The following is a 13,358-nucleotide window of genomic DNA, read 5'->3' as shown; positions in this document are numbered from 1 at the left end:
TCAGTTCGTGGGGTTTGAACGCGCAAGTGGCGAAGGTGGCAAATGCATCGCGGTAGGCGAGCCAAAAGCGCCTTCCATCGTTTCTTCTTAACTTGCTTGGGCGCGTTGCTATATTTTCGCTGCCCGGGGGATAAGAAGATCCAAGACAATCGAGTGGTTGGCAGTCGACGTCTGCTTGCGCTTGCGCTGAGCCTGTTCATGCTGGGCAGCGATGTCGCGCTCGGGCAAACAACTCCCACCACGACCGAAATCCAACAGGCTCTCGCCAATCACGGCTACAACGTCGGAACGGTTGATGGCCTATGGGGCAAGCAGTCCCGTCTTGCCCTTGCCGCCTTCCAGAACGCCAACGGCTTGCCCGCAACAGGAGAGCTTGATCCCAACACGGAACGTCTTCTTATCAAATCGACCCCACCGGAGCCATCACCGACAAAGGGGTCAATCCCACTCACCGACGCTTTGAGCTCGATGGCTGCGCAGACATCGGCGTCGGAGTCGCCCCCCGTCATTCCACCGCAGCGACCGGCAGGCGCCCCGGCTCGCCATCAGGCGCCATCGGCCATTTCATCCACGGAGACCACCTCACCGGTCTCTGCAGGAAGGCTCTCAACTATGACGTCGGACGCTGGTCCCTTCTACCTTGTCCTCTGCGGCCTCGTGGCCGCCGCCGCGGTCGCTGTCTATTTCGTTTCAGCAGCCAGAGACCGACGCCAATCGGGGCGCACGAGGCAACGCAAGCCGGCTCGAGCCCCCGCCGATCAATTGGCCGACACCGGATCATCGCCGTCGCGGCCGGCTCCCAGTCCGATCATTTCGGTGAAGGTTGAGACCCGTCGTGCCGAACCGCCGCGCGTACAAGGGAGTCACGCATCGATCCCCTGGATTCCAAGGGGACAGTCGGTTCAGGTAGGCAAGCACACCATTTCCGGCGGCATGATCTATGTGGGCGAGCACCTCAGGCCCCAGGAAGGCTGGGCCGATCAAGACAATTGCCTCATCATCCCCTCACTCCCCGTCGCCACTCGCGCCGACATCTCCGGACAATACCTCGACTACTGGCCCTCGTATCAGCAGCTCACCCCGTCCTCGCGCAAAGCCTACATCGATTGGCTCGCTAGCGGCCGCAACAACCCAGATACCAACATCGGCTACGTGTTCCTCTACTTCTATGGCCTCGAGCGGAGACTCATGCTCGACGGTGCAGGCGACGCGCACAACGAAATCGTCACGGAGGTAGAGCGCCTCGTCCGCATTTATGGAGGCAACAGGTCATTCCAGCGCTATAGCTCCGAGCTGCTCGCGGCGGCACGCGTCCGTCAGCAGGGCATCACGCCCCTCACAGATCTCACCATCAACATGGACGCCGGCACCATTCCGCTTGCCGTCAAACTTGAGATGGGAAGGGTAGCGGCGGCAGGCCAAATCATTTCAGCGCCGCTTCTGCTCGCTTTCGTCGTCGGCCACCCCGAGACGCGGGTTCGTACTCCCGCGCGCCGCTTGCCGGACCTTCTAGAGCAGGCTTTTGCTGCCGAACTTGCGAAGAAGTATCCGTCCGGGTTGCGGCTTGCGCTCCCAAAAGAGGTGCCTCCTATCGATCTCGTCTATCAAGCCGCCAGTAATAGCTTTCGCGTGAATGTCCTCGCCAACCCCAATGCTATTCCCGACATATCGCAGCTCACGGAACCTATCGGTCTTGCACGCCATATCCTCGATGCAGTGACGGTGGATCTTGAGGGCTACTCCCGCGCGCTCGGACGGGCAGAGTCGCCTGAGACTCCGACGCTCTCAGCCATTGCCCGGCTACCAAAGGAGCTGCGCCTTGAACAGGCGGGCAAGCTGCATCCAGCCAAACTAGCCGAACTCGATCGGCTGTCGGACGCTCATGAGTTGAGCCCGCTGCAAGGTTTGATGGACCTGACTGAGGTCAACGACGATGGTTCTGACCGCACTGACCTCAAACGTCTCGCGCAGTGTCTCGGTGCATTCGGTTTCGGAGTCGTACCCGATCCTGTCTTCGCACCCCGCATTGTAGCGACGCAAAGACAGGTGCTCGTCTTCCGCCAGGATATTGAGGATGAACCTGTCGTTGCCGCGAGTCAGGCATATCGCCAGACCTATCTAGCGCTCGCCCTCGGTACGATCGTCGCCAAAGCCGACGGCGTGGTCAGCGACAGCGAACGAGACCTGCTTCGAACACTCGTCACTCAGACAGAGGGCTTGTCAGGCAACGAACGCTACCGCCTCCAAGCCGATGGCCATTGGCTTGAGTCCAACCCGTTCGCGCTCGGCGACCTCAGACAGCAACTCGCCGACGCGCCCGCTTCGTTCAAAGAGCAGCTTGTCACTAACCTACTGCCGATCGCCACGGCAGACGGCGTACTCGACGCCAGTGAGGTTGCCGTGCTTGAAAAGCTCGCCAAGCTTATCGGGCTCGATCCGAGCTCCCTCTATGGAAAACTCAACGCCGCCCGTGCTCCGGCGGCGCCTCTACCTCAAAAGCCCACCATTTCCGCGGCGGGTCGCCCGCTCATCGCGCCAGCTCCGTCTCCGGCAGCAAAGCCAAGCATCAACCGTGGCAAGCTCGACGATGTGCGAAAGGAAAGCAGCCAGGTCGCAACCTACCTCAGCAATATCTTTGTCGATGATGAACCCCAGCCGGACCCCGAACCACCGCGGGAGGAAGCGGCCGATAGCAGGGGGCTGGATGGGCGGCTTCGCCGGCTACTCGATGAACTGACGTCGCGGCCCGAATGGTCCAAGGCCGACTTTGCGGCCTTGGCAAAGCAGGCCGGGCTCATGCCAGGCGCCGTTTTTGCCCAACTGAACGACTGGGCGCTCGATACAGGAGGCGAGGTCCTGCTTGAAGGTGAAGACCCGATTGTGGTCAATTCGGCCGCTGCTTGAGAATTTAAGAGATTTTGATGGCCGATAAGCCACCCATAAGGGCCAAAGACCGAGACACCATCATCCGCGCGCTGCGCGCCGGCGTCGTTCCCCGCCTTGGTCTCCAACACATACAGGTCGGGCGCAAACGCGAGATCGAGGCCCTGGTCAGCGACATTGATCGGGTCGGCGATGGCGGCTCGACTGTCCGCTTCATCATCGGCACCTATGGCGCCGGCAAGACCTTTTTCCTCTTCCTCGTCCGGCAAATCGCGCTGCAGAAGAAACTCGCCGTCATGCAGGCCGATCTCGGGCCGGACAAGCGCATCCACGCGACCGGTGGTCAGGCACAAACACTCTATTCTGAGCTTGTGAAGAGTCTCGCGACGCGCGCCTTTCCCGATGGTGGCGCGCTGCGGTCAATGATCGAGAGCTTCATCAGCGACACTGCCGACCGAGCCCAGGGCCGCCCTATCGTCGACGCGATCACGGCCCGACTGGCGCCGCTGCGTGAGATGATCTCCGGTCCGGATTTTGCGGCGGTCATCGCCGCCTACGCGCGCGGCTTTGATGAGGGCAACGAGCCGCTCCAGGAAGCCGCGCTCCGTTGGCTCCGCGGCGAATACACGACCAAGACCCAAGCCAGAGAGGACCTTGGCGTTCGCACCATCATTGATGACAGCAGCTTCTATGACGCACTTCGCCTCTGGGCGCGCTTCTCGCGGCTCGCCGGCTATGGCGGCCTACTCGTATGCCTTGATGAGATGGTGAACCTCTACAAGCTACAGAACGCTCAGGCCCGCAAGCTGAACTACGAGCAGATCCTTCACATCCTCAACGATGCGCTCCAGGGCACGACTGAGGGTCTCGGTATCGTCTTTGGTGGCACGCCAGACTTCCTCATGGATACGAGGCGCGGCCTCTACTCATACGAAGCGCTGCAGTCGCGTCTTGCCGAAAATAGCTTCGCGTCATCGACCCTCATCGACCTTGGCGGCCCGGTCATCCATCTCCAGAACCTATCCGTCGAAGAACTGTGGCACCTCCTCGAGAAGCTCCGCGACGTATTCGCGCTAAATGATACTGCCCGATATCTGGTCCCCGACGAAGCTCTTGACGCGTTCCTCGACCATTGCCGCTCCCGCATCGGCGATGCGTACTTTCAGACCCCGCGCAACAGCATAAAGAGCTTTGTCGATCTCCTCGCCATCCTAGAACAGAACCCAGGCAGCTCGTGGCGCGAAATGCTTGGCGCGGTCCAAGTCGACCGAGACGAACAGGGTTTGATCGAGAGCGCGGTTCCCCCCGACGAGGCCGACGGCGATGACCTCGCAACCCTCAGGCTCTGAGCAACCGTTCTCCCAGGCCGGCAAACTCGCTGAGCCTGTCCAGCGTTGGATCTGGCAGCAGAAATGGAAGAGCCTTCGCGACGTGCAGGAAAAGGCGATCGGCCCGATCCTTGCCGGAGGCGACGTCATCCTCTCGGCGCGAACGGCGGCCGGCAAGACAGAAGCCGCGTTTCTGCCGCTCCTAACCCGCGTCCTACAGCAACGCGCACGGGGTCTGAGCGAGGGGTTTGACGTTCTTTATGTAAGCCCCCTCAAGGCCCTCATCAATGATCAGGCGCGGCGTCTTGAGAGCCTGGTAGAAGGTTGCGACCTCGCTCTCCATCGCTGGCATGGCGACGTTGACGCTGGCCAGAAGGCCAAGGCCCGCGCCCGTCCTTCGGGCGTCGTCCTCATCACGCCTGAATCGCTCGAGGCGACGCTTGTCCGGCGCGGGGGCGACGTGCCTCGGCTTTTCAGCAACCTCACCGCCGTCGTGATTGACGAACTTCACGCCTTCATCGGACGAGATCGCGGCATGCAGCTGCAATCGATCCTGGCACGCATCGAAGCTGCGTGCGGCCGGACCCAGCTCGATCGCATTGGCCTTTCCGCAACTCTCGGCGACATGCGCCTCGCTGCCGAATACCTCAGGCCCGACCACGGGGAGGAAGTCACTCTTGTCGAGGGCCTTGACGAAGGCAACGGCGTCAGGCTGCAGGTACGAGGCTATGCCGAGCAGAAGCCCGCTCCGGGATCTGTGGCTTCAGGACTCGCCGCGCCCTCCGTCGTAAATCAGGATGTCGCCAACGATCTCTTCCGTACGCTGCGCGGACATAGCAATCTTTTCTTTGCCGGCTCGCGCCAGCGCGTCGAAGCCTACACCGATGCACTCTCTCAACGTTGCGAGGATGCCGGCGTCCCCAACGAATTCTTTGCCCATCACGGCAATCTCTCGAAGTCGGAGCGAGAGGACGTCGAGTTGCGCCTGCGCGAAGACCCGCGACCAACGACGGCGATCGCGACGACGACCCTCGAACTCGGCATCGATGTCGGCGACGTGGAGAGCGTCGCGCAGCTCGGACCAGGCTTTTCGGTCTCGTCACTGCGCCAGCGCCTCGGTCGTTCGGGGCGCCGTCCCGGCCATCCTGCGATCATGCGCATCTTCGTCACTGAGGAAGCGCCGGAGGCCATCACTCACCCCGTCGACCGGCTTCGCCTCGACCTTGTTCAAAGCATTGCCATGGTAGAGTGCATGCTGGAGCGCTGGTGCGAGCCGCCCGATCCGCTGGGCCTCCACCTATCGACTCTGCTTCACCAGACGCTCGCTCTCATCATTCAACGGGGAGCTCTCAAACCCCTCGAAGCCTATGCTCAGCTATGTGAGATCGGTCCGTTCCGCCGGGTCACCCGCGAACTTTACGCCACGCTCCTAAGGGCAATGGCCGCCGAAAAACTCATCGAGACGTCGACACAGGGTGAATTGATGCTTGCCGAACAGGGCGAGCGCATTGTCGAGAGCCACGAATTTTACGCCGTGTTCGAGACGCCTCCCGACTACCGCGTCATCAATGGCTCGACCACGCTCGGCGTGCTTCCTGCCGACCATGTCGTGGCGCCCGGTCAGACTCTCATCTTTGCAGGGCGCCGGTGGCTTACCCAAGAAGTTGACGATCGGGCCCGTGTCGTCCTCGTCGTCCCAACGCAATCGGCCATGCCCCCAACCTTCGGCGGCGGCTTCGCCGGCATCCACGACCGCATCGTCGCCAAAATGCGTGAGATACTTAGCGACACGTCTGTCCCGCCCTACCTCGATACAATGGCCAAAGATATGCTGGACGATGCCCGCGGGGCCTATTTTGAAATGGGGCTCGACCGGCGCTCAGTTTACGAAGTCGGTCGGGGCGCATTCGTCTTCCCATGGGTCGGGACCAAGCGCCTCGACACCCTGGCACTGGCCCTGATGGAACGTCAGTTCAAAGTTGGAACGGCGCGCCATTGCCTGGAGATTGACAACTGCGATCCGAAGGGCTTGCGGGACGCCATCACCGAGATTGCGGCCGCTCCACCGCCTGACGGTCGCTCTCTCGCTAGCCATATCGGCAAACCCTTTATTGCGAAGTTCGACCGTTATCTTGGCGAGAAGCTGCTGGCCGAAGTCGCTGCAGTCGAGCGGCTCGATCCAGCCTCACTACCAAGAGTGGCGGCTAGATGCCTGCTGAACAGGTGAACGAGACGCCGCCACTAGTGCCAAGGGCAATCCACGAGCGGCACCGCAATCTCGACGATTTCGGTACGGTAGCAGCAGACTCTTCTTCCTGGACCGTCGAGACGGTCCAATGAAATAGCTCGCCACCGTCGGTCGACCCGACGGGGTTTTGCACACTCGCCTGTGGTGCAAGTTTGGTTCAAAATCAAAAGATGAATTTAGAGAACGCCATTTCGATTCATTTTCCGGCTAGGAGCGAGCACGGCGACCGTCTGCGCGCGGCCATTCTAGTGGAATGTCGTCGCTATCTCTCGGCAGGCTACGGCGATGCAAACGCCGAACAGAAACTCAGCTCGACCGATCGCTACACCTTTATGCAGCAACTGTCCGAGGTACTCCTCGCCCGGGAGCTCGAGAATGCAGGGTACGGCATTCTTCACCGCGGCGAAGGCCCCGACTTCCTCATCGAAGATCACGGACGGCGGATCTGGATTGAAGTTATCTGCCCAACCCCAACTGGCGTGCCGGAGGAGTGGACCCGACCCGGTCTCGGCGTGCGCACATTCCCGCATCAGGAGATTCTCTTGCGCTGGCCAGCTGCCATCAAAGAGAAGGCGGAAAAGCTCCTCGGCAATCCAGCGCGGGGCGTCCGCGGATACATGGACAAAGGTATCGTTAACCCTGCAGACGTCTACGTCATTGCAATCAATGCATTCTTGCTCCGCGACGGAAACGGCTTTCCAGGTCTCACAGGCATCAGCCAGTTTCCTCATGCAGCGGAGGCGACATTCGGTGTCGGACCCATACAGCTGCACCTCGACCACGCGACGGGCGCGGTAGTCAGACGCGACCATCAAAACCGGCCGCTCATTCCAAAGGACAACGGCACGTCCGTCCCGGCCGACACGTTTCTCGATCCGCGCTTCGCGCCAATAAGCGCGGTCTGGGCCACAGATATGGACGCTGGCGCTTTACTCGGGCGAGGCCAATCCATGGTTGTCGTTCATAATCCTCGTGCCGCGGTCGCTCTGCCGCGCAATATTCTGCCGGCCGACTCCGAGTACGTCGCCACCGACCTCGGACCGGATTATCGCCTCGATCGTCTCGACGGCCGCCCGGCCAAACCGGCTACGCCGATCAAACCCCTCCACCATCCTTGCTCGATTGCTGCCGGCTTATGGCAGGTGTTTCGCCGGCTATTTCGCGGTTAAAGGCACTAGGGAAGAGGGCTAGGCCGTTTCCTGCCGCCGACCCTGCCATCCCTGGAGGATGTCTGGGGCTTCATACGAAATCCTCGACAGTGACGCGATCTGAGCCCGCGAACGTCCCGCGATCAGGTACGATTTCTTGGTCATTGCCTCATTCATCCGGCGCACACCGGACGCGGTCAGCCTTTCGACCCGAACTGATTTTTTGTCGGCTGAGTACCCAACCGCCATATCACAGGCGATAGGCATGAAGTTCACTCTGTCAGTGCTGATTTGGGCGGAAGCACCGACATCGTCGCCGAGGATGAAGGACGTCCTTGATGGCGCGACATAGATCACAAGTCCACGGGTATGGAGCTCAGCGAGAAGATCTTCTGGAGGCGGATCAACTTGAGCCGCGATGCGCGAATTTCTCATCACGCGCAGCGCCTCTTCCCGGTTCTCCGCCCACATCCGCTCGTGCTCGGCCCACTGCTCCTTAGTAGCGATCGACTTCATGACCATGAACAGGTCGTCCTGCGTCAGGAAACGCTCGTGCCAGGCACTCACGCGCTTTTGTGCGTAGTAGTTGTAGTGATGCCAGAAGTCCCATGAGCCTTCGTCAAGGATCGGTATCATCCCATGCCGCACGACGCGCAGAAGCTTGTCAATGAATGGCGCCGCCACAGACTCCAGCCTGCTGAAGCCCACTTCGATTTCAGCGTCCCGCACCCCTGCGCCGTCGACCATCGAATAGAGATTGTCTTCCACGAATAAGTTTGCGGGCGTTGTGCTGCGCACTTCGCCCACCGCAAACTCTCGGCGCCAGAAATATAGACCGCCATCCTCATTGACGAAGTTCCGTTGCACCATGCGCGGAACGTAGTGGTGGCGATGCGGAGCCTTACCCTTGACCATCAGCTTTGCCCAGGTGCTCGAGATACCCGGAATACCCCTCCAAACCCCGCGCGTCCGGATCACGGACCTCATCCAATTCCCGACGCGCCGCCGCCAGCGTTCGCCATGGCACTTCGCCTTCCGCGAACCTGCGCTCCCTGATTGCCTGGCCAAGTGCGCTCCGGATGGTCGCTGACAAGAGATCCGGACGCTCGAAGTAGATCTGCCGCTGGGCAAGGCGCTTCAAACGGCTGTCCCGCAGCTGGCCGATAAACCCCGGACGCTCCGGCCAATCCGCTTTGTGGAATTCGCCCATGATGTGGCTATCCTGGTCATCAAAAAAGCCCATACCCTCCTGGTAGAGCTGGTCCTCGACGTTGTCCGACCGCGGGTAAACCCTCTCATTTGCTACGGCAGCGGCCATCAGACGTTCAACGAATTCAGTGTCGGCGCGAAGGCTCGCGGCTTTGCGACTAACTTCGTCTTCCGTGAGCGGGCTGAATGCCTTCTCGAGTCCTTCATAGACCGGGAAGAGAACCGGAGCGGCGTTGGCCTTCACCTTCCTTACAATTTTGGAGCCCGCGAGCGCCGCATTGAGCTCCTCCTGCGTCATAGAGCGCAATGCGTCGAGATCATTCGAGAGATCCAGGCAGTAGTGGAAGTTGGCAATCTTCGGGTGCCGGCCGAAGAAGCTCACCACATAGCAACCGCGACCTTCCCCAGTTGGATGGAAGAGCACGAACGCTTCTTCGGTTTGCATGAACTCGACCGTCGCGGCCTTCGTCGTAAACTGTAGAAACCGCGCCCAGACCTCCGGCGCGCGACGCGCGATCTGCTGGCAAACGAACGCCGTCATCTCGACGTCAATCATGGCCTCATGCCCGCGCTCGACTTTGAAGCCCAATGCCGCGGCAACATCCGTAAGCTTTGTCGATGGGACGCCGTCCGGCCCGATCGGCGTCGAGATCAGGTCTGGTCGGAAATGCACCGCGGCGCGGATCAGCCGAAGCGCATCTCCCCGCGTGTTGTTCTCTTTGTTGGTGAGGTAGGGATCGTGGAGCGTCTGATAGAACGCGTGCCGCAGGAACTCTTCGTCGAAGCGCAAGGAGTTGTAGCCGATGAAAACCGAGGCCCCCCAACTGCGCAGGACCCGGTTGATCTCGCGCATCATCTCGAAGTGAGTAGGGTGCGCATCGCCCAAAAGCTCTGCGATTGGTGTGTCGGTTACAGCCAAGGCACCAGGGGACGGGATGATGTGTGGCTGGAGGCGCGACCTAATCTGAAAGCGATCGATGATCTCGAGGCGGGCGTTGAAGCGGACGGCGCCAAACTGGACGACCTGATCGTAGTGCGGATTGAGACCCGTCGTCTCGAGATCGTAAATAGTGAAACTCACAACGGCGGCCACTCCGTCCGGATGGCGAACTCCTGATAGCGGCAATAGCCGTTCGCCAGATGCATCTGAGTAGGGGTCCGACACCCGGGCTCAAAAATCTGCGGGCTCGCCAGCATCACGCAAAGGCACCGCGCGCGCGAGGTCGCGACGTTGAGACGGTTTGGGCTATAGATGAACTCCATCCCATGCAGCGCGTCGGCGGCGCTCGAGCTCGTCACCGAATAGATGACGATCGCCGCCTCTTGGCCCTGGAAGCGATAACTGTACCGCAGATCACGCCAGGCAGCCGTCGCTCGATCTCCGCAACCTGTGCGTTGTACGGAGCGATCACTATGATGTCTTCAAGGGTCAGGTCGTGCTCGTCACCCTTGGCGTCAATCCAATACGCCTTCTGATCGAGCAGCGACCGGATTATCCCTACAGCAACGTCAGCTTCTTCGGGGCTCGTCGTCTGACTGCCAGCATGTTCGACTGGAACGTAGCGAAGGCCCGAACCTGCGAAGGGTCCCTCGACGACGATGCGCTGTTGTCCGCTCTCAGTGCGGGCCTCGAGACGACCTTCATAGAAGAGCTCCGAGGTAAAGGCGGCGATGTCGGGGTGCAGGCGCCAGGTCTTGTCGAGAAACAAGCCTTTATCCTCACCGATCGTCTGGCGACCGTTCAGCACGTAGTCAAGCGCCGAGATTTCGGTGCCCTCCGGATGCGATCCCTGGATCGGTTGCTCCAACTGGCGCGGGTCACCAATCAGAACGAGCCCGCGTGCGCCCTGACTGAGCGCTAAAACATTGGCGAGCGACATCTGGGCCGCTTCGTCGACAAACAAAACGTCGACCGCGCCCGTTGCGGTTGGCGGCGACCAAAACCACGAGGTCCCTGAGATGAGATTCGCCGTCTTGCCGATCGCCGACAACAGCACCTTGTCGTCCGTCGCGAACGTTAGATGCGGCTGCGGGGCCCTCGCCTCGCGCGACTTGTGGATGCACGAGATATCTACGCCTTGCTGGGCGGCGGCGTCGATCGCCGCCTCGACGAGATTCAAGATGACCTTATGGCTATTTGCAGTAACACCAATCGTTTTGCCGGCCTTGATAAGCGCGCCGATCATCTGCGCTCCGACATGTGTCTTGCCAGCGCCAGGCGGTCCTTGAATTGGTAGGACGCCTTGCAACAGCGGGGCGATCCTGACCGCAGAAGCCACCGGCGTTTCGTTGGCCAGACGCAGTGGCGCGTCACCGATATCGGGCACACGACGCATTAGAAGGTCCCGGGCAAGCTTGGCGATTTTCCCGTTATTCCAACCACGCGCAAGCACGAAGTCGGCCGTGCGCATCAGCGACTCTGCTTGCGCCTGCATCGAGATTGCCGTGTTGCCGAACAGGGCCGTCGGGTGGACCGCCGCAGTGTCGCTGCGCTTCTTGATCTCGATGCTGCGGGTCTCGGAATCCCAGTCCTCAAGAGTTCCGAGCTTCCGACCGCCCGGCAGATAAAGGTCATGGTCGCGAATGTCCGCGTCCTGCGCCGGGTAGCTGTAGCGGTGGGTCGGCGCCTTAGGGGTGCCCCCCGTCGCGCCTTCAAACTGAAGACCGACCAGCGCAGCACGCTCGTCGATCAGATCTTCCTCGGGAACATCGCAAAGCCGATAGAACTCCCACCACTTGGCTTTGTTCTCTCGCCGGTGCCAGTCAAGGATATGGGCCAAAACCCAGGCGGCATTCTGCTCGTCGTTCCAACCGGTGGCGTCCGGCGGCAACCCCGCGAGCAGGCGCTGCATAGCGACCTCGACCCGCGCTTGCCACGCTGTAACATTGGCAGGCGCCGCGCCTTCAGATGGAGTCGGCCGCGGGATCGCCTGTCCCTGCGCGATCAGACCGGCGCGAACGCGCTCCAGCCAAACCTGGAGGGCCGCGACGGAGAGGCAATCATCGGCGTTGTATCCTTCGACAACTCCGCGAACATCCTCGGTAACGTCGTTGCGGCCACCCGTTTCGATTGCCGCCTGGACCGCGAAGAGGGCGCGGTTCGCATCGGGCATGCTGACGGCCCGTGCGAACTCGTAAAGGCCCTCTATCTTTTTGATCGAGTAGCTCTCCACACTGGCGCGGACGGCGCGTCGGACGACGGCAAAGAGATCCACAAAGATGCCATGCCGCAGCATGTCATCGATTTCTTCTTCACGCGTCGCGTACCGGCCCATCAGGCGCTTCAGAGCGCCAGGCTCGTAAGGCGCGTAGTGGTAGACATGGAGATCGGGAAATTTCTGCCGGCGCGCCTGAACCATATCCACGAATTGCTGGAACGCCGCCTTCTCATCCGCTGGAGTCAGCGCCCATTGACCTGTGTACTCAAGGACACCGGCCCCGTTTCGCACCGCGTAGCCAAACAGGTATTCGCGGCCGCCTTGCGCTGCGAAGGGATCACCCTCGAGATCGAAATAGATGTCCCCTTGAGATGGCGGAGGCAGCTTGCCGAGACCAAGACCTGTTTCGATCGGCATCGCCTCCCAGACCAGCTCGCCGGCCGCGCGTCCCGCCACCTGTATCCGCGCCTGTTCCCGCAGCCGCTCATAGGAGGGCGCAGCGCCATGGATGGGCTTCCAAGTGAGTGGCAGAGGCTCGGCCGCCAGCCGTGCCGTCGTCTGGATGCCCTGAAGCTCGAACTCGTTGGTGTGCATTGAGCTCATGCCGGCAACCAGCGACAAATGATCGTCGTTGCGCCGCCGCTGGTCGCAGTTGTCGCGCCAGCGGCAATTGTCGCAATGGGCGACTGGCAGCGGATAGGGATCGGAGGGCGCTGCGACCTCATCAACTAGCGCCTGTCTTACCTTCCTTGCGTAGGCAGCGTAGTCGTCGAGCCGAAACGGCTCAGGGACGAAATCCCGATAGGGAGCCACAACATACGCATACTCAGGCCGCTTTCCCTGTATTGCCGCGACCAGGTCCGAGTAGAGGCACAGTTGGAGGACCGTTCCACCCTTGGTCTCACGAGCAAGCTTTGTGTCGATTACCTCATAGGACCATTCGCCGAGACCACTCGGCGTCTCGACGCGCTTCAAAACGTCCGCGCGCCCACCCCAAACGCCGTCGCTCAGGGCCGCCTGAACAATGATCCCAGTTCCATCCCGCATCGCCCTTATCGTGGCGAGCCGCGCCGGCTCGTCGAGATCGCGGCCAGGGATGACAACGATCGTATGACCTGTTGCCCCTAGATGCTCGACATAAGCGGCCTCATGGCGCTCACCGCGTTCGCGCAGCAGCTCTAGCTCAGGATTCCAGCCGCTCGGTTTCGCACGTTCTCCTCTCGCAACAGCAAGATCGAGACCGGTAAGATGCCGGCAGTTGAGGTATCCAATGAGGTCTGACGCCGAAAGATGAAGAATAGAATTGTCAAAGTACATGCTCCATCCTAGCACCTTCCGACGTTGGGAGCAGGGGGTTTCCGGGGAGGGTTGGGCGCGTGGCTAG

The 13,358-nt window shown here is 61.0% G+C and carries 8 protein-coding genes; 4 read left to right on the top strand and 4 right to left on the bottom strand.

What is annotated here, in order from left to right; genetic code table 11:
* Positions 1 to 198: 198 nt before the first annotated feature.
* The 4 genes from BGO82_RS12505 to BGO82_RS12490 all read left to right on the top strand — a co-directional run bounded on the left by BGO82_RS12505 (position 199) and on the right by BGO82_RS12490 (position 7,628).
* Positions 199 to 2,904: a TerB N-terminal domain-containing protein gene (locus BGO82_RS12505; RefSeq protein ID WP_291305931.1), complete on the top strand. Its 2,706-nt coding sequence runs from the start codon at positions 199 to 201 to the stop codon at positions 2,902 to 2,904.
* Positions 2,905 to 2,921: 17 nt separating this feature from the next.
* Complete coding sequence (locus BGO82_RS12500) at positions 2,922 to 4,232, top strand: ATP-binding protein (protein ID WP_291305930.1); 1,311 nt, start codon at positions 2,922 to 2,924, stop codon at positions 4,230 to 4,232.
* Positions 4,207 to 6,438, top strand: a complete 2,232-nt coding sequence (locus BGO82_RS12495; RefSeq protein ID WP_291305929.1) for a DEAD/DEAH box helicase — start codon at positions 4,207 to 4,209, stop codon at positions 6,436 to 6,438. The genes BGO82_RS12500 and BGO82_RS12495 overlap by 26 nt, the downstream gene beginning before the upstream one ends.
* A 191-nt stretch (positions 6,439 to 6,629) precedes the next feature.
* Positions 6,630 to 7,628 (top strand): hypothetical protein, encoded by a 999-nt coding sequence (locus BGO82_RS12490; RefSeq protein WP_291305928.1) that lies wholly within the window; start codon positions 6,630 to 6,632, stop codon positions 7,626 to 7,628.
* A gap of 18 nt (positions 7,629 to 7,646) precedes the next feature.
* Here BGO82_RS12490 and BGO82_RS12485 read toward each other — a convergent pair whose 3' ends face one another.
* From BGO82_RS12485 to BGO82_RS12470, 4 genes are read right to left on the bottom strand one after another with little or no spacing between them, the layout of a single operon-like run.
* Complete coding sequence (locus tag BGO82_RS12485; RefSeq protein ID WP_291305927.1) at positions 7,647 to 8,522, bottom strand: DUF4238 domain-containing protein; 876 nt, start codon at positions 8,520 to 8,522, stop codon at positions 7,647 to 7,649.
* Positions 8,509 to 9,897: an exonuclease domain-containing protein gene (locus tag BGO82_RS12480; RefSeq protein ID WP_291305926.1), complete on the bottom strand. Its 1,389-nt coding sequence runs from the start codon at positions 9,895 to 9,897 to the stop codon at positions 8,509 to 8,511. Before BGO82_RS12480 ends, BGO82_RS12485 begins: the two co-directional genes overlap by 14 nt.
* The gene (locus BGO82_RS12475; RefSeq protein WP_291305925.1) at positions 9,894 to 10,115 is read right to left on the bottom strand and encodes a hypothetical protein; all 222 of its coding nucleotides are present in this window, start codon (positions 10,113 to 10,115) and stop codon (positions 9,894 to 9,896) included. The genes BGO82_RS12480 and BGO82_RS12475 overlap by 4 nt, the downstream gene beginning before the upstream one ends.
* On the bottom strand, positions 10,112 to 13,291 hold the full coding sequence (locus BGO82_RS12470; RefSeq protein WP_291305924.1) for a TM0106 family RecB-like putative nuclease: 3,180 nt from the start codon (positions 13,289 to 13,291) through the stop codon (positions 10,112 to 10,114). The genes BGO82_RS12475 and BGO82_RS12470 overlap by 4 nt, the downstream gene beginning before the upstream one ends.
* Positions 13,292 to 13,358 lie beyond the last annotated feature (67 nt).

It is taken from the genome of Devosia sp. 67-54 (genome assembly GCF_001899075.1).
Taxonomy (GTDB): Bacteria; Pseudomonadota; Alphaproteobacteria; order Rhizobiales; family Devosiaceae; genus Devosia_A.
The sequence above is the reverse complement of the archived record's forward strand: the minus strand, read 5'-3'. Positions and strand labels throughout refer to the sequence as shown.

What these genes read in the sequence shown, in the direction of transcription:
- BGO82_RS12505 (WP_291305931.1), top strand. Translation starts at nt 199, where the DNA reads ATGCTGGGCAGCGATGTCGCGCTCGGGCAAACAACTCCCACCACGACC.
- BGO82_RS12470 (WP_291305924.1), bottom strand. Translation starts at nt 13,291, where the DNA reads ATGTACTTTGACAATTCTATTCTTCATCTTTCGGCGTCAGACCTCATT.
- BGO82_RS12495 (WP_291305929.1), top strand. Translation starts at nt 4,207, where the DNA reads ATGACCTCGCAACCCTCAGGCTCTGAGCAACCGTTCTCCCAGGCCGGC.
- BGO82_RS12490 (WP_291305928.1), top strand. Translation starts at nt 6,630, where the DNA reads ATGAATTTAGAGAACGCCATTTCGATTCATTTTCCGGCTAGGAGCGAG.
- BGO82_RS12485 (WP_291305927.1), bottom strand. Translation starts at nt 8,522, where the DNA reads ATGGTCAAGGGTAAGGCTCCGCATCGCCACCACTACGTTCCGCGCATG.
- BGO82_RS12500 (WP_291305930.1), top strand. Translation starts at nt 2,922, where the DNA reads ATGGCCGATAAGCCACCCATAAGGGCCAAAGACCGAGACACCATCATC.